The sequence below is a fragment of the Micromonospora sp. NPDC005206 genome (assembly GCF_040608175.1).
Classification (GTDB): Bacteria; Actinomycetota; Actinomycetes; order Mycobacteriales; family Micromonosporaceae; genus Micromonospora.
Genome location: NZ_JBEXHU010000015.1, coordinates 77,625 through 96,722, shown reverse-complemented (window position 1 = coordinate 96,722; position 19,098 = coordinate 77,625). Strand labels below are relative to the sequence as shown.

At 71.8% G+C, this 19,098-nt stretch carries 23 protein-coding genes and 1 tRNA gene; 12 read left to right on the top strand and 12 right to left on the bottom strand.

Annotation, left to right across the window (positions count from 1 at the left end):
• Nucleotides 1–123: 123 nt before the first annotated feature.
• Nucleotides 124–1,956, top strand: a complete 1,833-nt coding sequence (locus ABZU69_RS23280; RefSeq protein WP_354966446.1) for an NHL domain-containing thioredoxin family protein — start codon at nucleotides 124–126, stop codon at nucleotides 1,954–1,956.
• Between the two features lie 54 nt (nucleotides 1,957–2,010).
• Here ABZU69_RS23280 and ABZU69_RS23275 read toward each other — a convergent pair whose 3' ends face one another.
• The 3 genes from ABZU69_RS23275 to ABZU69_RS23265 are packed head-to-tail and all read right to left on the bottom strand — an operon-like array spanning nucleotide 2,011 to nucleotide 4,269.
• Nucleotides 2,011–2,760 (bottom strand): 5-oxoprolinase subunit PxpA, encoded by a 750-nt coding sequence (locus ABZU69_RS23275; protein WP_354966445.1) that lies wholly within the window; start codon nucleotides 2,758–2,760, stop codon nucleotides 2,011–2,013.
• Nucleotides 2,744–3,607: a biotin-dependent carboxyltransferase family protein gene (locus ABZU69_RS23270; protein WP_354966444.1), complete on the bottom strand. Its 864-nt coding sequence runs from the start codon at nucleotides 3,605–3,607 to the stop codon at nucleotides 2,744–2,746. The genes ABZU69_RS23275 and ABZU69_RS23270 overlap by 17 nt, the downstream gene beginning before the upstream one ends.
• Entirely contained in the window at nucleotides 3,604–4,269 is a 666-nt protein-coding gene (locus tag ABZU69_RS23265) for an allophanate hydrolase subunit 1 (RefSeq protein ID WP_354966571.1), read from the bottom strand. Before ABZU69_RS23265 ends, ABZU69_RS23270 begins: the two co-directional genes overlap by 4 nt.
• A 106-nt stretch (nucleotides 4,270–4,375) precedes the next feature.
• On the opposite strand from ABZU69_RS23265, the gene ABZU69_RS23260 reads away from it, so the two are divergent.
• Nucleotides 4,376–5,053 (top strand): hemolysin III family protein, encoded by a 678-nt coding sequence (locus ABZU69_RS23260; RefSeq protein ID WP_354966443.1) that lies wholly within the window; start codon nucleotides 4,376–4,378, stop codon nucleotides 5,051–5,053.
• Between the two features lie 70 nt (nucleotides 5,054–5,123).
• Here the strand turns inward: ABZU69_RS23260 and ABZU69_RS23255 are convergent, their stop codons facing one another.
• The gene (locus tag ABZU69_RS23255) at nucleotides 5,124–5,411 is read right to left on the bottom strand and encodes a DUF6458 family protein (RefSeq protein WP_354966442.1); all 288 of its coding nucleotides are present in this window, start codon (nucleotides 5,409–5,411) and stop codon (nucleotides 5,124–5,126) included.
• A gap of 112 nt (nucleotides 5,412–5,523) precedes the next feature.
• Between ABZU69_RS23255 and ABZU69_RS23250 the strand changes: the two genes are divergently transcribed.
• Nucleotides 5,524–6,063, top strand: coding sequence for a histidine phosphatase family protein (locus tag ABZU69_RS23250; RefSeq protein WP_354966441.1), 540 nt, complete (start codon nucleotides 5,524–5,526; stop codon nucleotides 6,061–6,063).
• Between the two features lie 42 nt (nucleotides 6,064–6,105).
• Here ABZU69_RS23250 and ABZU69_RS23245 read toward each other — a convergent pair whose 3' ends face one another.
• The 4 genes from ABZU69_RS23245 to ABZU69_RS23230 all read right to left on the bottom strand — a co-directional run bounded on the left by ABZU69_RS23245 (nucleotide 6,106) and on the right by ABZU69_RS23230 (nucleotide 10,413).
• A complete protein-coding gene (locus tag ABZU69_RS23245) occupies nucleotides 6,106–6,375 on the bottom strand; it encodes a DUF6458 family protein (protein WP_074315731.1) in 270 nt (89 codons plus the stop codon).
• 191 nt (nucleotides 6,376–6,566) lie between these two features.
• Nucleotides 6,567–8,423 (bottom strand): acyl-CoA dehydrogenase, encoded by a 1,857-nt coding sequence (locus tag ABZU69_RS23240; protein WP_354966570.1) that lies wholly within the window; start codon nucleotides 8,421–8,423, stop codon nucleotides 6,567–6,569.
• Between the two features lie 137 nt (nucleotides 8,424–8,560).
• Entirely contained in the window at nucleotides 8,561–9,688 is a 1,128-nt protein-coding gene (locus ABZU69_RS23235) for a PP2C family protein-serine/threonine phosphatase (protein ID WP_354966440.1), read from the bottom strand.
• Nucleotides 9,689–9,789: 101 nt separating this feature from the next.
• On the bottom strand, nucleotides 9,790–10,413 hold the full coding sequence (locus ABZU69_RS23230; RefSeq protein ID WP_354966439.1) for a septal ring lytic transglycosylase RlpA family protein: 624 nt from the start codon (nucleotides 10,411–10,413) through the stop codon (nucleotides 9,790–9,792).
• Between the two features lie 187 nt (nucleotides 10,414–10,600).
• Between ABZU69_RS23230 and ABZU69_RS23225 the strand changes: the two genes are divergently transcribed.
• From ABZU69_RS23225 to ABZU69_RS23215, 3 genes are read left to right on the top strand one after another with little or no spacing between them, the layout of a single operon-like run.
• On the top strand, nucleotides 10,601–11,152 hold the full coding sequence (locus ABZU69_RS23225; RefSeq protein WP_354966438.1) for a phosphoribosyltransferase family protein: 552 nt from the start codon (nucleotides 10,601–10,603) through the stop codon (nucleotides 11,150–11,152).
• A gap of 33 nt (nucleotides 11,153–11,185) precedes the next feature.
• The gene (locus ABZU69_RS23220; RefSeq protein ID WP_354966437.1) at nucleotides 11,186–12,259 is read left to right on the top strand and encodes a questin oxidase family protein; all 1,074 of its coding nucleotides are present in this window, start codon (nucleotides 11,186–11,188) and stop codon (nucleotides 12,257–12,259) included.
• A 57-nt stretch (nucleotides 12,260–12,316) separates the two neighbouring features.
• Nucleotides 12,317–12,748, top strand: coding sequence for an ASCH domain-containing protein (locus tag ABZU69_RS23215; protein WP_354966436.1), 432 nt, complete (start codon nucleotides 12,317–12,319; stop codon nucleotides 12,746–12,748).
• 25 nt (nucleotides 12,749–12,773) lie between these two features.
• Here the strand turns inward: ABZU69_RS23215 and ABZU69_RS23210 are convergent, their stop codons facing one another.
• Entirely contained in the window at nucleotides 12,774–13,652 is an 879-nt protein-coding gene (locus ABZU69_RS23210; RefSeq protein ID WP_354966435.1) for an LLM class flavin-dependent oxidoreductase, read from the bottom strand.
• A 56-nt stretch (nucleotides 13,653–13,708) separates the two neighbouring features.
• Between ABZU69_RS23210 and ABZU69_RS23205 the strand changes: the two genes are divergently transcribed.
• The 4 genes from ABZU69_RS23205 to ABZU69_RS23190 all read left to right on the top strand — a co-directional run bounded on the left by ABZU69_RS23205 (nucleotide 13,709) and on the right by ABZU69_RS23190 (nucleotide 15,880).
• Nucleotides 13,709–13,903, top strand: coding sequence for a hypothetical protein (locus ABZU69_RS23205; protein WP_354966434.1), 195 nt, complete (start codon nucleotides 13,709–13,711; stop codon nucleotides 13,901–13,903).
• Between the two features lie 34 nt (nucleotides 13,904–13,937).
• On the top strand, nucleotides 13,938–14,369 hold the full coding sequence (locus ABZU69_RS23200) for a hypothetical protein (protein ID WP_354966433.1): 432 nt from the start codon (nucleotides 13,938–13,940) through the stop codon (nucleotides 14,367–14,369).
• A gap of 116 nt (nucleotides 14,370–14,485) precedes the next feature.
• Nucleotides 14,486–15,190, top strand: a complete 705-nt coding sequence (locus tag ABZU69_RS23195; protein WP_354966432.1) for a dihydrofolate reductase family protein — start codon at nucleotides 14,486–14,488, stop codon at nucleotides 15,188–15,190.
• Between the two features lie 45 nt (nucleotides 15,191–15,235).
• Nucleotides 15,236–15,880 (top strand): dihydrofolate reductase family protein, encoded by a 645-nt coding sequence (locus tag ABZU69_RS23190; RefSeq protein WP_354966431.1) that lies wholly within the window; start codon nucleotides 15,236–15,238, stop codon nucleotides 15,878–15,880.
• A 139-nt stretch (nucleotides 15,881–16,019) separates the two neighbouring features.
• Here ABZU69_RS23190 and ABZU69_RS23185 read toward each other — a convergent pair whose 3' ends face one another.
• Together ABZU69_RS23185 and ABZU69_RS23180 are read right to left on the bottom strand one after the other, a co-directional pair.
• On the bottom strand, nucleotides 16,020–16,577 hold the full coding sequence (locus ABZU69_RS23185) for a DUF3592 domain-containing protein (protein WP_354966430.1): 558 nt from the start codon (nucleotides 16,575–16,577) through the stop codon (nucleotides 16,020–16,022).
• A 51-nt stretch (nucleotides 16,578–16,628) separates the two neighbouring features.
• Entirely contained in the window at nucleotides 16,629–17,018 is a 390-nt protein-coding gene (locus ABZU69_RS23180) for a hypothetical protein (RefSeq protein WP_354966429.1), read from the bottom strand.
• Between the two features lie 182 nt (nucleotides 17,019–17,200).
• Between ABZU69_RS23180 and ABZU69_RS23175 the strand changes: the two genes are divergently transcribed.
• Nucleotides 17,201–17,905, top strand: a complete 705-nt coding sequence (locus ABZU69_RS23175) for a VOC family protein (protein WP_354966428.1) — start codon at nucleotides 17,201–17,203, stop codon at nucleotides 17,903–17,905.
• Nucleotides 17,906–18,104: 199 nt separating this feature from the next.
• Nucleotides 18,105–18,839 carry an alpha/beta hydrolase gene (locus ABZU69_RS23170; RefSeq protein ID WP_354966427.1) on the top strand — a complete coding sequence of 245 codons (735 nt, stop codon included), beginning with the start codon at nucleotides 18,105–18,107 and terminating at the stop codon, nucleotides 18,837–18,839.
• 119 nt (nucleotides 18,840–18,958) lie between these two features.
• On the opposite strand, the gene ABZU69_RS23165 is transcribed toward ABZU69_RS23170, so the two are convergent.
• Nucleotides 18,959–19,032: transfer RNA gene (locus ABZU69_RS23165), tRNA-Gly, on the bottom strand.
• Nucleotides 19,033–19,098 lie beyond the last annotated feature (66 nt).

Sequence of the window (19,098 nt, the reverse complement as noted above, 5' to 3'; positions counted from 1 at the left end):
GCCACGGGTGACCGTGGCCCCGCCGTCGTCGTCCCACCAGCGGGGATGAGGCGTACGCGCCCGGATCTGGGCGGCTCGCCCCCTCCGGCCGGTGACGGGCCGGTGATCAGGCACGATGGGGGCATGAGTGCACGAGTACGGGCTCCCGAGCTGCGGGGTCGGGGCTGGCTGAACACCGGTGGACGCGATCTCAAACTCGCCGACCTGCGCGGCAAGATCGTCCTGGCCGATTTCTGGACCTTCTGCTGCATCAACTGCCTGCACGCGCTCGACGAGCTGCGTCCGCTGGAGGAGAAGTACGGCGACGTGCTCGTCGTGATCGGTGTGCACTCGCCGAAGTTCGAGCATGAGAAGGACGCCGACGCGCTGGCCGCCGCCGTGGAGCGGTACGGGGTGCACCATCCCGTACTCGACGATCCCGATCTGGACATGTGGCAGCAGTACGCGGCCCGGGCCTGGCCGACCCTGTCGGTGATCGACCCGGAGGGGTACGTGGTGGCCACCATGGCGGGCGAGGGGCACGCCGAAGGGCTGGCCCGGTTGATCGACGAGCTGATCGCGACCCATGAGGCCAAGGGCACCCTGCACCGGGGCGACGGCCCGTACGTCCCGCCGCCGGCACCGGAGACCACGCTGCGTTTCCCAGGCAAGGCGGTGGTGCTGGCGGACGGCAACCTGCTGGTCTCCGACTCGGCCCGGCACTCCCTGGTCGAGTTGGCTCCGGACGGCGAGACGCCGGTGCGCCGGATCGGCTCGGGTGAGCGGGGCCGGGCCGACGGGCCGGCCGGCGCGGCGACCTTCTCCGAGCCGCAGGGGCTCTGCGTGCTGCCACGGCAGGTCGCCGAGGTGGCCGGCTACGACCTGGTGGTCGCCGACACGGTCAACCACCTGCTGCGCGGCGTACGCCTGGCGTCCGGCGAGGTGGTCACGGTGGCCGGCAGCGGCAAGCAGTGGCGCGCCTCGGTCGACGACCACGCGCACGACGCGCTCGCCGTGGATCTCTCCTCACCGTGGGACCTGGCCTGGTACGACGACAAGCTGATCATCGCGATGGCCGGCATCCACCAGCTCTGGTGGTTCGATCCGATCAAGCGGACCGCCGGCATGTACGCCGGCACGACTGTCGAGGCACTGCGCGACGGCCCGCTCGCCGAGGCGTGGATGGCGCAGCCGTCCGGGCTCTCCGTCTCCGCCGACGGCACCCGGCTCTGGATCGCCGACAGCGAGACCAGCGCCGTTCGGTACGTCGAGAACGGGGTGCTGGGCACCGCCGTCGGGCAGGGCCTGTTCGACTTCGGTCACGTGGACGGGCCGGCGGAGTCGGCGCTGCTCCAGCACCCGCTGGGCGTGTGCGCGCTGCCGGACGACTCGGTGCTGATCGCGGACACCTACAACGGCGCGGTGCGCCGCTTCGACCCGTCGACCGGTCAGGTGTCCACGGTCGCCGACGGGCTGGCCGAGCCGAGCGATCTGGTCCTCACCCCGGCCGGCGAGGTGCTGGTCGTGGAGTCCGCCGCGCACCGGCTGACCCGGCTGGCCCCGGGTTCGCTGTCGACGGCCGGTGCCAGCACGGTGGACGGCCCACGGCACCGCACCGAGCGGAAGCCCACCGACGTCGCGGCCGGTGAGGTCACCCTCGACATCGTCTTCACCCCCGCGCCGGGGCAGAAGCTGGACGAGACGTACGGGCCGTCGACCCGGCTGGTGGTGTCCGCGTCCCCGCCCGAGCTGCTGGTGGAGGGCGCCGGCACGGGCACCGAGCTGTCCCGCCGGCTGGTGCTCAACGGCGAGGTGACCGGCGGGGTGCTCCAGGTGACCGCGCAGGCGGCGACCTGCGACGCGGACGTCGAGCACGCGGCCTGCCACCTGACCCGCCAGGACTGGGGCGTTCCGGTCCGCGTGGTCGACGGCGCCGCGGCCCGGCTTCCGCTGGTGCTGCGCGGCCTCGACTCCTAGCTGTTAGGAAGGGCCCCTTGTACAACAAAATCCGATAAGAAGGGGCCCTTCCTTTCACGCGAACGGGGTTAGTGGGACACCGGCGTCGATCAGCGTGGCGCGGACCAGCTCGGTGGCGGAGACCGCGCCGGGTGTGTCGCCGTGTACGCAGATCGAGTCCGCCGGGCAGGGAATGACGGTGCCGTCCACCGCCACCACGGTCCGTTCGGTGGCGATCCGTATCGCCCGGGTGGCCACCTCGTCGGGGTCGGTGATGAGCGCGCCGGGGGTGCCGCGGGGCACCAGCACCCCGTTGGGCAGGTAGCCGCGGTCGGCGAAGGCCTCGGCGACCACCGGCAGGCCGGCGCCGACGGCGAGCTGGGCGAGCGTGGTGCCGGGCATGCAGAGCACGGGCAGCTCGGGGTCGTGGCCGGTCACCGCGGCGACCACCGCCGCCGCCTGGGACTCGTCGATGGCGGCCGCGTGGTAGAGCGCCCCGTGCGGCTTGAGGTAGCGGACCCGGGTGTTGAAGAGCTGGCAGAACGCGCTGAGCGCCCCGAGCTGGTAGGTCACCTCGTCGCGTAGCTCGGCGAAGTCGTACGCGATGTGCCGCCGGCCGAAGCCGGCCAGGTCGCGATAGCCGACCTGCGCGCCCACCGCCACCCCGCGCCGCGCCGCGCCCTCGCAGACCCGCCGCATGGTGGACGGGTCGCCGCCGTGGAAGCCGCAGGCGACGTTGGCGGACGTGACCAGGTCCAGCAGCGCCTCGTCGTCGCCGAGTCGCCAGATGCCGAATCCCTCGCCCAGGTCAGCGTTGAGGTCCATGGAATCTGACGGTAGTACCTGGCCGGGCGTGCGCGAGCGGGGTCGCGTCGCTGACCACCCCGATGACCGGGTATCCGCCGGTGGTCGGGTGGTCGGCGAGGAAGATGAGGGGTTGTCCGTCCGCCGGCACCTGCACCGCGCCGAGCACGATGCCCTCACTGGGCAGTTCGCCGGCGACCGCGCGGGGCAGCGGCGCGCCGGTGAGCCGCGCGCCGACCCGGTTGCTCACCGGGCTGACGGTGTACGGGGTGCCGAGCAGCCGGTCGAACGCGGTCGGGGTGAACCAGTCGTAGCGGGGACCTCGGTGCAGGGCCAGGTGCAGCTCCGGTGCAGGTGCGGGGCCCACGGTCACGTCCACCGGCGCGGGCTCGCCGACCGGCTCGCCGAGCGGCAGCCGGTCGCCATCCCGCAGCGGGGACGGCCCCAGCCCGGAGAGGGTGTCGGTGGCCCGGCTGCCGAGCACCGCCGGCACTTCGATCCCGCCCGCCACGGCCAGCCAGCTCCGTACGCCCCGACGCGCCGGGCCGATCCGCAGCACCGTTCCGGCCGGCACGGTGAGCGGGCGTCCGGTGTCGCCGGGTCGGTCACCGGCACGGATCGGCACTTCGGCTCCGGTGACCGCCACGGTGGTGGCCCGGGTCAGCCGCAGCACGCAGCCGGTCAGGGTGATCTCCAGGCCGGCGGCCCCTTCCGGGTTGCCGACCAGCCGGTTGGCCAGCCGCAGGGCCGCCGGGTCGAGGGCCCCGGACCGGGGTACGCCCAGGTGTGCCCAGCCGGGCCGGCCCAGGTCCTGCACGGTGGTGAGCGCGCCGGCGCGGAGCACCTCGATCTCGGCAGGACGGGTCACGCCGCCGCCAACCGGACCCGGGTGCCCGGGCCGAGCCGGGCCGGCGGGTCGGCGTGTACGTCGAAGAGGACCAGCTCGGTCCGGCCAACCAGCAGCCAGCCGCCGGGGGACGCGCTCGGGTAGATGCCGGCGTACGGGCCGGCCAGGGCGACCGAGCCGGCCGGCACGCGGGGGCGCGGGGTGGCCAGGCGGGGCAGCGCCAACTCGGCGGGCAGCCCGGTCAGGTAGGGGAACCCGGGGGCGAAGCCGCAGAAGGCGACCCGGAACGGGGTGCCGGTCAGCCGGCGCGGTACGGCCGGCACGTCGACCCCCCAGTGCTCGGCGACCGCCGGCAGGTCAGGCCCGTCGAAGTCGACCGGGACGACGACCTCGTCAGAGCCCCGCTCGCGCATCCGTTCCGCCGCGCCTGCGGTGTGGTTGACGGCCGTGGCGACCGTTGGTGCCCACCGGGACAGCAGGTCGGCCGTGGCGGCCGGGTCGGGCAGGCCGTCGAGCAGGACGGTGCTGGCGGCCGGCACGATCTCGACGGCGGCCAGTTCGCCCCGCTCGCGGCGGCGCCACAGCTCGGCCCGCCACGCGTCGACGAGGTCGGTCTGAGTCGCGTCGGCGGGCGCGGAGAAGTCGAGCAGCAGGGCGTGCGCCCCGGCGGGTCGGATCCGCATCCGTTCATCCTCGCCGATGTCGTGCCGGCGGGTGTTCACGGGGACGGTGCCGGGCGTCACCAGCGCGACTACTTGCAAGTAACCTACGGTGCCGTAACCTGATGTCGTGACCACCTCCGCCCCGCTTCGACTGAAGCCGGTCGACATCGGTAAGCCCCGGATGCGCGGCTGGCTGCACACGTACGCCTTCTTCGTCGCCCTGGTCTGCGGCATCGTGCTGTGCTCGATCGCCGCCACCCGGCCGGGGTGGGCACCCCTGGTGAGCTGCGTCATCTACAGCCTGACCGTCTGCGGGCTCTTCGGCACCAGCGCGCTGTACCACCGTCGCGTGTGGTCCGAGCGCGGCTACCAGGTGATGCGCCGGATGGACCACTCGATGATCTTCTTGTTCATCGCCGGCACGTACACCCCGTTCTGCGCTCTGCTGCTCGCGCCGCGACCGGCCACCGTGATGCTGGCCCTGGTCTGGGGTGGTGCGCTGGCCGGCGTGGCGCTCAAGGTGGTCTGGCCGCACGCCCCACGCTGGGTTTCCGCGCCGCTCTACCTGGCGCTCGGTTGGGTGTCGGTGGCCATGCTGCCGGAGATCCTGCACGGGGGCGGCGTCGCGGCGCTGGTGCTGCTGATCGTCGGCGGCGCGATCTACAGCGTCGGCGCGGTCTTCTACGCGTTGCGCCGGCCCAACCCGTGGCCGACCGTCTTCGGCCACCACGAGTTCTTCCACGCCTGCACCCTGCTGGCCGCGCTGTGCCACCACATCGCGATCTACTTCGCGCTGTTCGCCTGACCCCGACCGGCACAGGACGCGAGCCGGGGCCCCGCGACGCTGCGGGACCCCGGAACGCGTGATCGTGGGGTCAGACCGGCCGACCCGGCCGGCGCACCTCGCGGTACTCCCGCATGACCCGGTCGTCCTGGACCGGCACCACGCGGTCGGCCACGACGCGGTCCTCCCGGACCGGCGCGGCGACCACCGTGCGGCGGCGGCTGTTCCAGAAGTAGAGGGTGGCGAGCAGGCCGGCGACGCCGGCCAGCATCAGCACCCAGCCAACCACGGCCAGGTTCAGCCAGCCCAGGTCGGCCTCCACGGCGAATGCGAAGATCGCGCCCAACGCGATCAGGAAGATGCTGCCACCAATGCCCATGTCTCGCTCCTCGGCTCCAACCTGGCGTACGTCGCGCCGCGGCCGTCGGTAGGGGTGCGGCACCCATCGACTTACCCCGGCACGGAGATCGCCAATCGGGCAAGCTGGGGGTATGACGGACGCCCATCCCGAGACACGGACTCTGGTGCTGCTCCGGCACGCGAAGGCCGAGCAGGGCGGCGAAGGGACCGACGACGCCCACCGGCCGCTCTCCGCGCGGGGGCACGCCGACGCGGCGGCGGCCGGTGCCTGGCTGGCCCACAACGGGCTGCTGCCGGACGTGGTGATCTGCTCGACGGCGCTACGGACCCGGCAGACCTGGCACGGGGTGGCGATGGGGATGACCGGTTCGCCACCGGAGGGCGGCCCAGCCGGTCCCCGCCCGACCGTCCGCTACGAGCCCGGCGCGTACGACGCCCATCCGGAGGAGTTGTTGGCGCTGGTCCGCACCATCGACGCGGCGGCACGGACGGCGTTGCTGATCGCCCACAATCCGGGCATCTCGCTGCTCTCCGCGCTTCTCGACACGGAGGGGGCGGACACGGAGGGGTTGCGGACCACCGAACTGGCGGTGCACCGCGGCGCGCTGAGCTGGACGGAGCTGGCCCCGGCTCGGGCACCGGTCATCGCACGGCACGTCGCACGCGGCTGAGCCACCCGCCGATGGTCGACGGGTGGCCCGGGCGTACGCGGCTCAGGAGGGTGGCGCGGTCGGCGGCGGCGGGTCGGGCGGCGGCGGCATCATCGCCGTCGGGTGCGAGAGCCGATTCTCCTCGACGATGAGGGTTCGGGCCCGCTTACGCCGGTCCTGCCAGAACCAGAGCGTGGTCAGCAGTACGGCCAGCCCCGCCAGGATGAACACCCAGCCGACCGCGCGCAGGTCTATCCACCAGACGTTGGCTCGTATCGCGAACGTCAGGATGGCGCCGATCGCGATGAGAAAGATCCCGCTTCCTACACCCATGTGCGCTGCACTCCCCCGTGCGGTGGCTCTGGGCGTTCCCTGTCGTGACCACGCGACGGTTACCCGCCCCGCTGCCGGCCTACCGGGGTCGGGCCACCGAATAGCGGGCAGCGCGACGGCCGGCGGGGCAGATGCCCCACCGGCCGTCGGTGTCGGATGACGCTCGGAACCTTCAGGCGTGCCGGGCACGCTCAGAAGGCCTCCTCCGGCAGGTCCATGATGTCGAGGTCCGCACCCTCGATGATGCGCCGGTCCGCGCCGATGCGCGGCAGCACCTCTCGGGCGAAGAACCGGGCAGCCGCCACCTTGCCGGTGTAGAACGCCTTGTCGGTGGCGGAGACCTCACCGGCCAGCGCCGTGAGCGCCACGTCGGCCTGCTTCTGGAGCAGCCAGCCGACCACCAGGTCGCCGATGGCCAGCAGGAACCGCCGGCTGCTGAGCCCGACCTTGTAGAGGGCGCGGGTGTCGCCGCCCTGCGCCTCGCCCAGCCAACCGGTCAGTACGCCGAGCATGTTCTGGATCTCGGCGAGCGCCTTGCCGAGCGCCTGCCGCTCCTCCTTGAGCTGGCCGTTGCCCGCCTCGGAGGAGATGAACTCCTGGATCTCGCCGGCGACCGCCATCAGCGCCCTGCCGTTGTCCCGGACGATCTTGCGGAAGATCAGGTCCAGGCTCTGGATGGCGGTGGTGCCCTCGTACAGGGTGTCGATCTTGGCGTCCCGGACGTACTGCTCCAGCGGGTAGTCCTGGAGGAAGCCGGAGCCGCCGAAGGTCTGCAGCGCCTCATGCCCGAGCAGCTCGTACGCCCGCTCCGAACCGACACCCTTGACCAGCGGCAGCAGCAGGTCGTTGACCCGCTTGGCCAGCTTGGTGGCCTTCTCGTCGCCGGCCGCCTCGGCGATGGCGATCCGGTCCTGCCAGGTGGCGGTGTAGAGGACCAGGGCGCGCAGGCCCTCCGCGTACGACTTCTGCAGCAGCAGCGAGCGGCGCACGTCCGGGTGGTGGGTGATCGTGACGCGCGGCGCGGTCTTGTCGGCCTGCTGGATCAGGTCGGCGCCCTGCACCCGGTTCTTCGCGTACTCCAGGGCGTTGAGGTAGCCGGTGGAGAGGGTGGCGATCGCCTTGGTGCCGACCATCATCCGGGCGTACTCGATGATCATGAACATCTGCCGGATGCCGTCGTGCTTGTCGCCCAGCAGCCAGCCCTTGGCCGGCACACCGTGCTCGCCGAAGGTCACCTCGCAGGTGTTGGAGACCTTCAGGCCCATCTTGTGCTCGACGTTGGTGGCGTAGACGCCATTGCGCTCGCCCAGCTCGCCGGTGGTCTCGTCGAAGTGGTACTTCGGCACCACGAAGAGCGACAGCCCCTTGGTGCCCGGGCCGCCGACACCCTCGACGCCCACCGGGCGGGCCAGCACGTAGTGGACGATGTTGTCGGTCAGGTCGTGCTCGCCCGAGGTGATGAAGCGCTTCACGCCCTCGATGTGCCACGTGCCGTCCGGCTGCTGGATGGCCCTGGTGCGGCCGGCGCCCACGTCCGAGCCGGCGTCCGGCTCGGTGAGCACCATCGTGGAGCCCCACTGCTTGTCGATGAAGAGCTTGGCCCACTTCTTCTGCCGCTCGGTGCCCTCGACGTGCAGCACGTGGGCGAAGGACGGGCCGGAGGCGTACATCCAGACCGGGGCGTTCGACCCGAGCACCAGCTCGGCGAGGGCCCACCAGAGAGCGCGCGGCGCGTTGGTGCCGCCCAGCTCGGGCGGCAGGTCCAGCCGCCAGAACTCGGAGTCCATGAATGCCTGGTACGACTTCTTGAACGACTCCGGGAGCGGGGCGGTGTGCGTGGCCGGGTCGAAGACCGGCGGATTGCGGTCACTGTCCGTGTAGCTGGCGGCCAGATCCTCGCGGGCGAGTCGGTCGACCTCGGCGAGGAAGCTGCGGGCGGTGTCGGTGTCGAGTTCCGAGTACGGCTCCTGGCCGAACGCCCGGTCAGCCCCGAAGACCTCGAACAGGTTGAATTCGAGGTCCCGGAGGTTGCTCTTGTAGTGGGTCATGCTCACTGGCCCCGCTTCCGGACAGGTGTTACCGATCAGTAACCCCGACTCTATTACTCGCGGGTAGCTAGCGACAACCCAATCACCCAAGTGACAGGCATTACACACTTCCGAGGCGCGCCCGCGTCCGGCCGGGTTCAGCCCTCGGCGGCGCCGACCTCCCAGCTCGGCACGGCCGCCGCCGCGCCGGTCCGCTCGCCGGCGTACTCCATCAGGACCAGGGCGATGTCGTCGTCGAGCCGGCCGTGCACCCACTCGACCAGGGCCGTCTCCAGCGAGGCCAGCCCGTCGGCGACCGTGCCGTGCCCGAGCAGTCGCCAGGCCCGGTCCGCCGTCGGGAAGAACTCGCCGTCCCGCCGGGCCTCACCGAGACCGTCGGTGAACAGCAGCAGCCGGTCGCCGGGCTCGAGGCGTTCCACCCGCGGGCGCACCACCGGCATGAACCCGAGCGGAGGCGCCGGCGCGGGTGGCTCCAGCGGGATCACCGCGCCCCGGCGCAGCAGCAGCGGCGGCGGGTGCCCGCAGTTGACGATGGTGAGCGTGCCACCACGCTCCTCTACCAGTGCCGCCGTCACGAAGTCCTCGTCACCGACGTTACGGGCCACCGCGCGATCCAGATCGGCCACCACGGCGCGCAGGTCGGCCCGCTCGTACGCCACGTGCCGGTAGGAGCCGAGGACGATGCTGGCCAGCCGGACCGCGTCCAGGCCCTTGCCGCGCACGTCACCGATGATCATGCGAACCCCGTAGGGCGTGTCGATCGCCTCGTACAGGTCCCCACCGATCTCGGCCGTCGCGGTGGAGGAGATGTAGCGGCCGGCCACCGACAGCGTGCCGACCTGCGGGCCGAGCGAACGCAGCACCGCCTGCTGAGCCACCGAGGCGAGCTTGGTCAACTCGCCGATCTTCACCGCCTGCCGCTGCCGTACCCAGGCCACCGCCATCGCCAGCCCGGTGACGAACGCGACCCCGACCACGTTGACCGAGGTGACCAGCGACATCTCCGGCTCGATCAGGGCGAAGCCGGCCCCGATCAGGGTCGCCGCGGCGCCCACCCCCAGCACCACCTGCCACGCGGCCAGCGCGGCGGCCAGGACCGGGGCGGCCGCCAGCAGCGCGACGTAGTGCGCGGGCCGGCCGTCCGCCAGCTCCACCGCCGAGACGATCGCGAGCAGAACGAGGGCCGCGCCGAGGCCGGCGCGGGATCCGGGGCTCAGCGGGCGACGGCCCGACTGGAGGAGTCGCGTGGGTACGAGGGACAGCATGCCTGATCCACGTGAGCGGGTGAATGAACCTGACCCGTCGTCCGAGGAGGTTCTGTCCGGCTGGCGGGGGTGTCCGGCCGGAACGGCATCGCCCGCCCCGCTCAGCCGAGGACCTCGTACCTGACGGTGAGCGCGCCCACGTCCACCGAGGCGATGGTCGCGAACGCGGCCCGCGAGAGGTCCAGGCAGCGGCCGTCGATGAACGGGCCACGGTCGTTGATCCGTACCACGACCGACTTGCCACTGGCCGGGTTCGTCACCCGGACCTTGGTGTTGAACGGCAGGGTCTTGTGCGCCGCGGTCAACTCGTTCGGGTTGAACGACTCGCCGTTGGCGGTGAGCTGCCCGTCGGAGTAGAAGGAGGCGCCGCACGATCCGCTCTCCAGCACCTTCGCGGCCACGGTCTTCTTCTTCGCGGTCGGGCTCGGCTTCGGTGGTGCAGCGGTACGGGTCTTGTTCCGGGAGGCGGCCTGCGGCGACCGGCTGGCCGTCACGCTCGGCGAGGCGCTGGCACTCGGGGAGGCGGCCGGGGAGCTGGCGGCAGGGCTGCTGGCGGCGATGGTCGGGGCGAACTCGATGGTGGCCTGCTCCGGCTGCGCGGAGCCCGAGGTCAGCTGCACGGCGCCGACGGTGCCCCCGACGGCGAGGGCGACGGCGGCCGCTGCAGTGGCCGCGATGCCCGCCGGGGAGGAGAAGATGCGGGTACGGGAGTGCCTGCCTGCCACCGGCCCGGTCCTTTCGTCGACTGAACAAACCGGGTCGGACCGTAACGAGAGAAGTACTTCCGAAGTCAACGTGATCATTGTGGTATGCCCGTATTTGCACTGGTACGTGTAGCCGATCATCCGAGCCGGGATGGGCCGGCCGGCCCGGGTGCCCGCACCCCCGACGCGGGTGCCGCAGGATGGACCGATGCCAGCCGAGCTGACCGAACGCCTCGCCGCCCTGTTCCGGTGGATCGACCCCGGACCGGGCACCAGCCACCTGGTCAGCGACATCTCCGGTTGGTGGCGCGACCCGGCCGTACTGGCCGAGCTGGGACCGGCCCTGGTGGCGCCGTACCGGTCCGCCCGGCCGACCGTGGTGCTCGCCCCCGCGGTCACCGGGCTGCTGCTCGGGCCCTTGGCCGCCACCGCCCTCGGAGTCGGCTTCGTGGCCGCGCACAAGCCTGGCGACGGGCGGCTGCCGGCCGGGCCGCTCACCTGGGCGCAGAGCCCGCCGGACTACCGGGGCCGGCAGGTCGACCTGGCCGTACGGGACCGGCACCTCGGCCCCGGCGACCGGGTCCTGGTGGTGGACGACTGGGTGCGCACCGGAGCGCAGATCCGCGCCCTCTACGACATCTGCGCGGCGCGCGGAGCCGAGGTGCTGGGCAGCGCCGTGGTGGCCATCGACTGCCCGCCCGACGTCGCGACAGCGCTCCGGATCACCGGCCTGATCAGCGGCGCCGATCTGCCGTCTTGACCTGAACCGTGGTTCATCTCCGACGATCGACGCATGGACGACGGGATCCTCGACGAGGCGTACGAACGGCTGCATCGCACCGGCCCCGAATACGAGGGCTGGCTGACCAACCACGGGCCGATGGCCGTCGAGGCGCTGGCCCGGCACGGGCACCAGCAGCGGGTGCACCGCTGGCTCGACGACTACCTCGGTCGCCTCAACGAGCTGCCCCGTGGGCTGCGCTCGATCGACGACTGGCGGGCGGCGCTGGGCGACGCGAAGCGGGCCGGTGACTGGCTGGCGTACTTCGACCGGGAGCTGCGCGAACGCCCGTGGCGGGAGGTGCTCGGCACCTGGTGGCCGCGGCTGCTGCCCGGCATCGCCGCCGGCGCCACCCACGGCGTGATCCGGGTCGGGCACGCCGTGCGCGCGCTCGACCCGGCCGGCGCCAACCCGCAGCGGCTCGCCGAGCTGGGCCAGGCCCTCGGCTACTGGGCCGCCCGCTGGCAGCCGGTCCCCGGAGAAGACCGACTGCTCCACCCGGCCGCGTCGGTCGGCTCCGTCGCTGCCGAGGCGGGCGGGACGGGCACCGACGCGATGGACGTGGATGCCGCGCTGGCCGGCCTGCCCCGGATCGACGACCAGTCCGGGGGCATCCTGGCCCGGCTGGGCCGGCTTCCGGGCGTACCGGGATGGGAGCCGGCACTCGCGGCGCTGCGCCCCGCGCGAAGCCCGGCCGAGGCGGAGCGGGGGCTCGCCGCGCTGGTGCACCGGGCCGGCCTGGACTACCTGCGCTTCGGGCACGCCGCGCCGGTCATGCTGGTGCACGCGGTCACCGCGCCGACCGCGGTGCTGCGTACCCTGCCGGCACTCGATCGGGCGCTCTGGGCGCCGAGCCTCGCCGCGGCCTGGGCCGCGACGGCGGCCGTGACCTCGGTGTACGCCCCGACGGACGGGATGGCACCGCCGACCGTGCCGGCGGCGACCCCGGCGGAGGTCTTCGCCCGGGCAGCCCGCCACGGTGACGAGCACGTGGTCAAGCTGGCCGACGCGGTGCTCGACGCGCACGCGGCCACCGGCGACGAGCGGCTGCTCACCGCCGCGGGCTACGCCGGCCAGCTGATCTGACCAGGGGCCGGCATATTGCGGCGGCGGTACGGGTCGAGCTGGCCTAGCCTCGGCAGGATGTGGCCTCGGATCGGTGAACTGCGCACCCTCGCCCTCGGCACCCCCGGCGAGCTGCGGGCGACCCTGAACACCCTGGTGCTGGCCGGCGTGAAGACCGCCACGGCCGGCCGGCTCGCCGAGTACGCGGAGGAGGGCGAGGAACTGGAGCGGGTCGGCGAACGGCTGGCCCTCGTTGACGACGACGATGCGCTGGCCGGCGTCGTGGAGATCACCGGCATCGAGGTGGTCCGTTTCGCCGACGTGCCCTGGGACTTCGCCCGCGCCGAGGGTGAGGGTGACCGCTCGATCGAGGAGTGGCGGGCCGGACACTCGGCCTACTGGGCGCGACTCGGCACCCCGGTCGACGACGACACCCCGATCGTCTGCCTCCGCCTACGGCTGGTGTCCGGCGGCGAGGGCGGGGTGGCTGGCGGCGACCTCGGCACCTGACCGGTTGTCGCTGGCGGCGCGATCCTCAGCCGCGCAACTCCGGCAGCAGCCGGGTCGCCACGTCCACCAGGACCGCCTCATCGCCGGCGTACCAGCTGCTGGCCCTCGGCCAGTGCGTCACCACGTCGGTGAAGCCGAGGTCAGCGGCCCGGCCGACCTGGTCGGCGAAGAACTGCGCGCTGCTGAGCGAGAAGACCGGCGCCGCGTCCAGCGAGAGATACCGGTCCAGGGTGGCCGGATCACGGCCGGCCTCATCCAGCGTCCGGTCCATCCGCGCGGACAGCGCCGACACGGTGCCCCACCAGCCCTCCACGTCGTCGGCGTCGGTGCCGGTGGTCACCCAGCCCTGGCCGAACCGGGCCACCAGCCGCATCGACCGCGGCCCGTTGGCGGCCACCACGAACGGCACCCGGGGCTGCTGCACGCAGCCAGGATTGTTACGGGCGTCCACCGCGGCGAACCAGTCACCGCGCCAGGTGGTGCCGTCCTCCCGCAGGATCAGATCCAGCAGTTCGGTGAACTCGGCGAACCGGTCGACCCGCTGACGCGGTGGCAGCGTCTCGCCACCCAGCACCGCCGAGTCGAAGCCGATACCGCCCGCGCCCAGGCCGAGCAGCAGCCGACCGTCCGAGACATCGTCGACCGTGGTGATCTGCCGGGCGAACGCCGCCGGGTGCCGGAAGTTCGGCGACGCAACCAGGGTGCCCAGCCGGATCCGGGAGGTCACCGTGGCGGCCGCGGTCAGCGTGGTCATCGAGTCGAACCACGGGCCGTCCACAAGGTCCCGCCAACCCAGGTGGTCGTACGTCCAGGCGTGGTCGAAGCCCCACTCGTCGGCCTGCCGCCAGCGACGCTGCGACTCCGTCCAGCGCTGGTCCGGCAGGATCACGATGCCAATTCGCATGATCGCCAGCCTAGCCGGGGGCACCACGGGCGCCCGGCTTTCGCTACCGTTCTCCGATGGACCTACGGTCGCGTCGGGCCGACACGGTACGAGCATTCGGCACCATGTCGCTGGTGGCTGGCTTCCTGACTTCGCTGCTCACCATGCCATCCGACTACGACGGGCTCAGGCCGCAAATCCTCGCCGCCCTCCTCGTCCTGACGGGCACCGGTCTGCGGATCGAGGCGGCGATCATCGACCGTAAGTCGTAGTCCCGCCGTCGCTGGCGGCCCGTACCCTCCGGTCATGATCGCCCAGCCAGCCGCTGCCCGCCCACCTCTGGGTCGCCGGTCACGCACACTCTTCACGGCGGCGATCGTGATCGCGGTGATCGCGCCGTCAATGGTCTTTCGCGAGCTGATGGAGGCCCGGTTCGGCCGCGGGCCGCTGGCCGACCTCAGCGCGATCGCGGTGCCCGTCGTGGTGACCGCCTGGCTGGCGCCGCACGCCTCCTACCGCCGCCGCGATGCCCTGCTGTGGCTGGTCGGCCCGGGCATCTGGATCTTCGCGGTGATCGCCTGGCGGCTGGCCTTGCTGCCGTACCGCGACTGGAAGCCCCGCCCCGAGGAGGTGCCCCGCATGCGCTGGCTGAGTGGCCCGGAGTACGCCGGGATGTGGGACCTGCCGACGGATGACCGCCAACCGGACCGGTCATCGGAGAGCAATCCCGCGCACTGACCTGTCGCGCTGTGGTCCACGTCACACTGCCTTCCTGTAGGGAGTTCTCCGGCGGCTCCGACCCATCGGTGAGCGGGCACCCGAACGGGTGTCGCCCGAGGAGAGGACAACGCGAGATGACGAAGGTGACCGCACAGGTGTCGGTGTCGATGGACGGGTTCTACGCCGGCCCGCAGTTCGCCGGCGAGGGCGACTGGATGGACTCGGCCGAGAGCGCCGGATTCTTCCGGGTCACCCGCTGGGTGACCGACGCCGGGGCGTGGCGCGAGCGACAGGGCTTCGCCGGTGGTGAGCGGGACACGAACTCGGACGTGGTCGCCGAGTCGTTCGAAGCGGCCGGCGCGTACGTGATGGGGCGGCGGATGGCCGACGGCGGTGAGGTGCCCTGGGGCGAGGAGCCGCCGTTCCGCGCGCCCGTCTTCGTCGTCACGCACCGCCCCCGCGAGCCCCTGCTGCGCGGCGGTGGCACCAGCTTCACCTACGTCACCGATGGCGTGGCCAGTGCGGTCGAGCAGGCGCGTGCCGTGGCCGGCGGCAAGGACGTGGCGGTGGCCGGCGGCGGCAGCCTCGTACGCCAGGTCCTCAAGGCCGGCGTGCTCGACCAGTTGGAGCTGCACGTCGTACCGGTCGTGCTCGGCACCGGCCTCCGGCTGTTCGACGCGGACCTCGACCTCGGCGAGAAGGAGGCGATCGAGCTGACGCCCACCCGGGTCATCCACACGCCGCAGGTCACCCACATCCGGTACGAGGTGCGCGGTCGCGCCCCGCTCGTCCTCGACGACCGGGGCCGCGGCGGCGGCCCGACGGTGACCACGAACTGAACCGCGCCGACCGGATACGGGACCATCAACCCAAGAGGAGATCCCATGCCGCAACTGTTGCGGGTGCAGTGCTTCAACGTTTCGCGCGACGGGTTCGGCACCGGTGAGGGGCAGGGCCTGGAACGACCCTTCGGCCACGCGGACCCCACCCCGCTGTTCTCCTGGCGTGCCGCCACCGCCAGCTTCGTGTATCGCACCGAACCGGGCGGCACTCGCGGGCTGGACGACTACCTGACCCGCGACGCCGAGTGCAACATCGGCGCGGAGATCATGGGTCGCAACAAGTTCGGCCCACAGCGCGGCCCCTGGGAGGACCACGAGTGGCAGGGATGGTGGGGTGACAACCCGCCGTTCCACACGCCGGTCTTCGTACTCACCCACCATGTGCGGCCGTCGTTCACCCTGGCTGACACCACGTTCCACTTCCTCAATGCCAGCCCCGCCGAGGCGCTGGCCCGGGCGAAGCAGGCAGCCGCCGGTCGGGACGTACGCCTCGGCGGTGGGGTGGCGACCATCCGCGAGTTCATCGAGGCCGACCTGGTCGACACGATGCACATCGCCGTCGCGCCCGTCGACCTCAATCGGGGCGAGCGCCTGTGGGACAGCCACACCGATCTTCTCGACCGCTTCCACCTCGAGTCGGTGCCCAGCCCCAGCGGAGTCACCCATCTCCTGTTCTGGAAACGATGACCGCCAACACGATCACAGCATGCTGACCCGTTGCCCTGAGCACGGTCGCCTACCGGCGGGACAGCACCAGCATCCAGTAGCCGTCGGATGTCAGTGGCCGTGTCAGGATCGTGTCAGGGGGTGACAGGCCCGGCGCCGCTCAGTGCCGGCCGACCCGCTTGTGCTTGGAACGGCTGGTGAACCCGGCGCCGCCACTGTTGGAAGCGCCGGGCCGCCGCGGCGCCGTGCGCCGGGGGAACCATCTCCGGAACGGGATGCGGGAGATCGTCAGCAGAACCGCCACGACCAGGATCACGAACCCGGCCGCGCCGATGACACCTTGGATGCGGCCCCGGTGTCCACTGAGCGCGTCGAAGTCGGTGACGAAGTCGCTCGGATCGGTGGGGTTCACCCAGATCGGCACGACATCGCCGGGTGGCAGACACACCTCGAAGCAGCCCAGCTCCTGCTCGTACGTCCGGCCGGCCATCTCGTACCGGAGATACATGGTGGTGGAGCTGCCACCCCGCTTGCTCTCCCGGTCGTAGACGACGGCCCGCGCCGGCACACCTTCGGCCCGCAGTTCGGTCTTCCAGTCGTCGAGTGCGTACTGGGTGTGCAGCGGCAACCAGAGCAGGGCACCACCGGCCACCACCAGCAACACGCATCCGACGGTCACCCAGACCGGGCGCCTCAGCAACATGATCAGGCGGCTCACCGGCTCATCGTGCCGCTCCGACGCAAGGATCACGCCCGCTGTCGCTCGAAGTCAGATGATCTGCGTCAGTGCCAGATGACAGGAGAACAGGAGCGCCGCTGTCGCGATCGGCCACGGCCACCAGCGGCGGGGTCGGGGAAGCCGGATCAGCGAAGTCACGAGGCAGAGCGCTCCCGCGAGCCCCGTCGCGGCGGCCACGATCCAGAAGGTCCGCAGCTCCGGATGCCAGCAGGCTTCCAACCCGTCGACGGCGGGATCGCACGGTTCGGGACCCGGGCCGGTGAGCGCACGCACGAAAAAGCTCAGGTTGAAGGCGAACACCAGCAGGAGCGGAAAACCGACGATCGCGAGAGGGATCGCCACCCCGAGGCGCAAGGCGCGAGTGCGGGCACGGATGGTTACCCGCTCAGGGCCTGCCGGACGGCCATCTACGGTGGTCACTCCGACATCATGGTCGCCGGCACGCCGCTCGTCGTCATCCGACCGTTCGGCATTACGAGATCAAGTTGTCAGGTCCGCCGGCCCGGGTGCATCTCCGGACCAGCACGACCGGCGCCGCCCTGTCGAGCCGACCTCACCGAAACCACGTTGTTGTTCTGCTGGCCCGTGTCTACGGTGCAGTGATGCTCTCGCGAATGCTGACGGTGACCTTCGATGCGCATGACCCTGCTCGCCTGGCGCAGTTCTGGGCCGGAATGCTCGGCCGGGAGGTCGTCGAGGACGCCGATCGTGCGCTCCTGCCCGGCGACGACACTCAGCTCAGCCTCCAGTTCGTCCCGAGCCGCACGAAGAAGGTGGGGCCGAAACGCCTGCACCTTCACCTGACCAGCGCCAGCGACGCCGCCCAGCAGCACACGGTGGCGCGGGCACTGGGGCTCGGCGGCGGTCACCTCGACGTCGGGCAGCGCCCCGAGGAGGGGCACATCGTCCTTGCCGACCCCGAGGGCAACGCGTTCTGCGTCATCGAGTCCGGCAACGGCTTCCTCGCCGGGTGCGGCCTGCTCGGGGAAATCGCCTGCGACGGCAACCGGGAGGTCGGCCTCTTCTGGAGCGAGGCGCTGGGCTGGCCGCTGGTGTGGGACCAGGACGAGGAGACCGCGATCCAGTCACCGCACGGCGGCACGAAGGTCGCGTGGGGTGGCCCACCCGTGGCCCCCAAAACGGCGAGGAACCGGCAGCGCTTCGACCTCGCCCCGGCCGGTGGCGATCAGCAAGCCGAGGTCGATCGGCTGGTCGCCCTCGGGGCCACTCGGCTCGAGGTCGGTGCGGACGGCGCCGTCCTACTGGCCGATCCCGACGGCAACGAGTTCTGCGTCAGAGGACGCTGACCGCAGCGCGGCGCCCCGCGAGCCCCCGCAAAACCGGTTGGCGGACCGCGGCGACACTGCTACTTTTCCGGAGGCCGTGCGAGAGATCGAGGAGGTGGTACCCGTGAACGTATCGACATGGGTGCTCCCCTCCGGGGTCACGGTCGGGCGATAGGTCGTCCGGGAGCGCCGTTCACGAGCACTCCCGAAAGGCACGACCATGCGATTCACTTCCGAGCAGCGCCTCGACGACGGCGTCCTCGAACGCGAATTCACCCTCGGCGAGATCCCCGGCATCCTGTGGACGCCCGGATCCGCATCCGCACCGGTCCCGCTGATCCTGCTCGGCCACCCCCCGCTCGGACTGCGCAAGATGTACCCCCGTCTGGTGGCTCGGGCCCGGCACTCTGCGGCGGAGGGCTTCGCCGCGGCCACCATCGAGCTCCCCGGCAGTGGTGACCGGCCCCGTTGGGCCGCCGTCGAGCAGGCCCGCGCCGACCTGCGCCGGGCGCTGGAGGCCGGCGAGCCGGTCAGCGACGAGATCATCGACGCCCTCATCCTCCCGCTCGTCAACAAGGCGGTCCCGGAATCGCAGGCCGCCCTGGATGCCCTCCTGTCGCTGCCCGAGATCGGCGGCCCGGTCGGGTACTCGGGGGGAGTGATCTCCGTCGGCATCCGGCTCGCGGTGGTCGAGCCGCGCATCGTGGCCGCCGGCTTCTTCGCCGGGAGTTTCGTGCCTCGCACCATGTTCGAGGAGGCCCGACAGGTCACCATTCCGCTGCATGTCCTACTGCAGTGGGATGACGAAGGGAACGACCGGCAGGCGGCCCTGGACCTGTTCGACGCCTTCGGCTCCAAGGAGAAAACGCTGCACGCCAACATGGGCGGACACACCGGTGTCCCGCAGTTCGCAGGAGAGGACGCGGCCGGGTTCTTCGCCCGGCATCTGCGCTAGCCGCAGGCCCGGCCCGCCGTCAGGCCATCGGGCCGTACCGGCCGGTCGTAGCACGGTCGCTGACCTTGGAATATCGAAGGCCCTGGCTGGGACTTGCGTCCTGGCCAGGGCCTTGATCGTGGAGCGGGTGACGGGAATCGAACCCGCACTGTCAGCTTGGGAAGCTGATGTTCTGCCATTGAACTACACCCGCGAGCGGCACCACTGTACCTGAGTCACCCAGCCAGTGCACCCAGGTACCCCGCCCCCACGTGACGGC

What these genes read in the sequence shown, in the direction of transcription:
- ABZU69_RS23265 (WP_354966571.1), bottom strand. Translation starts at nt 4,269, where the DNA reads ATGCGGATCCGACCCGCCGGGGCGCACGCCCTGCTGCTCGACTTCTCC.
- ABZU69_RS23175 (WP_354966428.1), top strand. Translation starts at nt 17,201, where the DNA reads ATGCTCTCGCGAATGCTGACGGTGACCTTCGATGCGCATGACCCTGCT.
- ABZU69_RS23235 (WP_354966440.1), bottom strand. Translation starts at nt 9,688, where the DNA reads ATGCTGTCCCTCGTACCCACGCGACTCCTCCAGTCGGGCCGTCGCCCG.
- ABZU69_RS23215 (WP_354966436.1), top strand. Translation starts at nt 12,317, where the DNA reads ATGTGGCCTCGGATCGGTGAACTGCGCACCCTCGCCCTCGGCACCCCC.
- ABZU69_RS23210 (WP_354966435.1), bottom strand. Translation starts at nt 13,652, where the DNA reads ATGCGAATTGGCATCGTGATCCTGCCGGACCAGCGCTGGACGGAGTCG.
- ABZU69_RS23280 (WP_354966446.1), top strand. Translation starts at nt 124, where the DNA reads ATGAGTGCACGAGTACGGGCTCCCGAGCTGCGGGGTCGGGGCTGGCTG.
- ABZU69_RS23225 (WP_354966438.1), top strand. Translation starts at nt 10,601, where the DNA reads ATGCCAGCCGAGCTGACCGAACGCCTCGCCGCCCTGTTCCGGTGGATC.
- ABZU69_RS23170 (WP_354966427.1), top strand. Translation starts at nt 18,105, where the DNA reads ATGCGATTCACTTCCGAGCAGCGCCTCGACGACGGCGTCCTCGAACGC.
- ABZU69_RS23200 (WP_354966433.1), top strand. Translation starts at nt 13,938, where the DNA reads ATGATCGCCCAGCCAGCCGCTGCCCGCCCACCTCTGGGTCGCCGGTCA.
- ABZU69_RS23245 (WP_074315731.1), bottom strand. Translation starts at nt 6,375, where the DNA reads ATGGGTGTAGGAAGCGGGATCTTTCTCATCGCGATCGGCGCCATCCTG.
- ABZU69_RS23250 (WP_354966441.1), top strand. Translation starts at nt 5,524, where the DNA reads ATGACGGACGCCCATCCCGAGACACGGACTCTGGTGCTGCTCCGGCAC.
- ABZU69_RS23195 (WP_354966432.1), top strand. Translation starts at nt 14,486, where the DNA reads ATGACGAAGGTGACCGCACAGGTGTCGGTGTCGATGGACGGGTTCTAC.
- ABZU69_RS23240 (WP_354966570.1), bottom strand. Translation starts at nt 8,423, where the DNA reads ATGACCCACTACAAGAGCAACCTCCGGGACCTCGAATTCAACCTGTTC.
- ABZU69_RS23255 (WP_354966442.1), bottom strand. Translation starts at nt 5,411, where the DNA reads ATGGGCATTGGTGGCAGCATCTTCCTGATCGCGTTGGGCGCGATCTTC.
- ABZU69_RS23220 (WP_354966437.1), top strand. Translation starts at nt 11,186, where the DNA reads ATGGACGACGGGATCCTCGACGAGGCGTACGAACGGCTGCATCGCACC.
- ABZU69_RS23275 (WP_354966445.1), bottom strand. Translation starts at nt 2,760, where the DNA reads ATGGACCTCAACGCTGACCTGGGCGAGGGATTCGGCATCTGGCGACTC.
- ABZU69_RS23205 (WP_354966434.1), top strand. Translation starts at nt 13,709, where the DNA reads ATGGACCTACGGTCGCGTCGGGCCGACACGGTACGAGCATTCGGCACC.
- ABZU69_RS23190 (WP_354966431.1), top strand. Translation starts at nt 15,236, where the DNA reads ATGCCGCAACTGTTGCGGGTGCAGTGCTTCAACGTTTCGCGCGACGGG.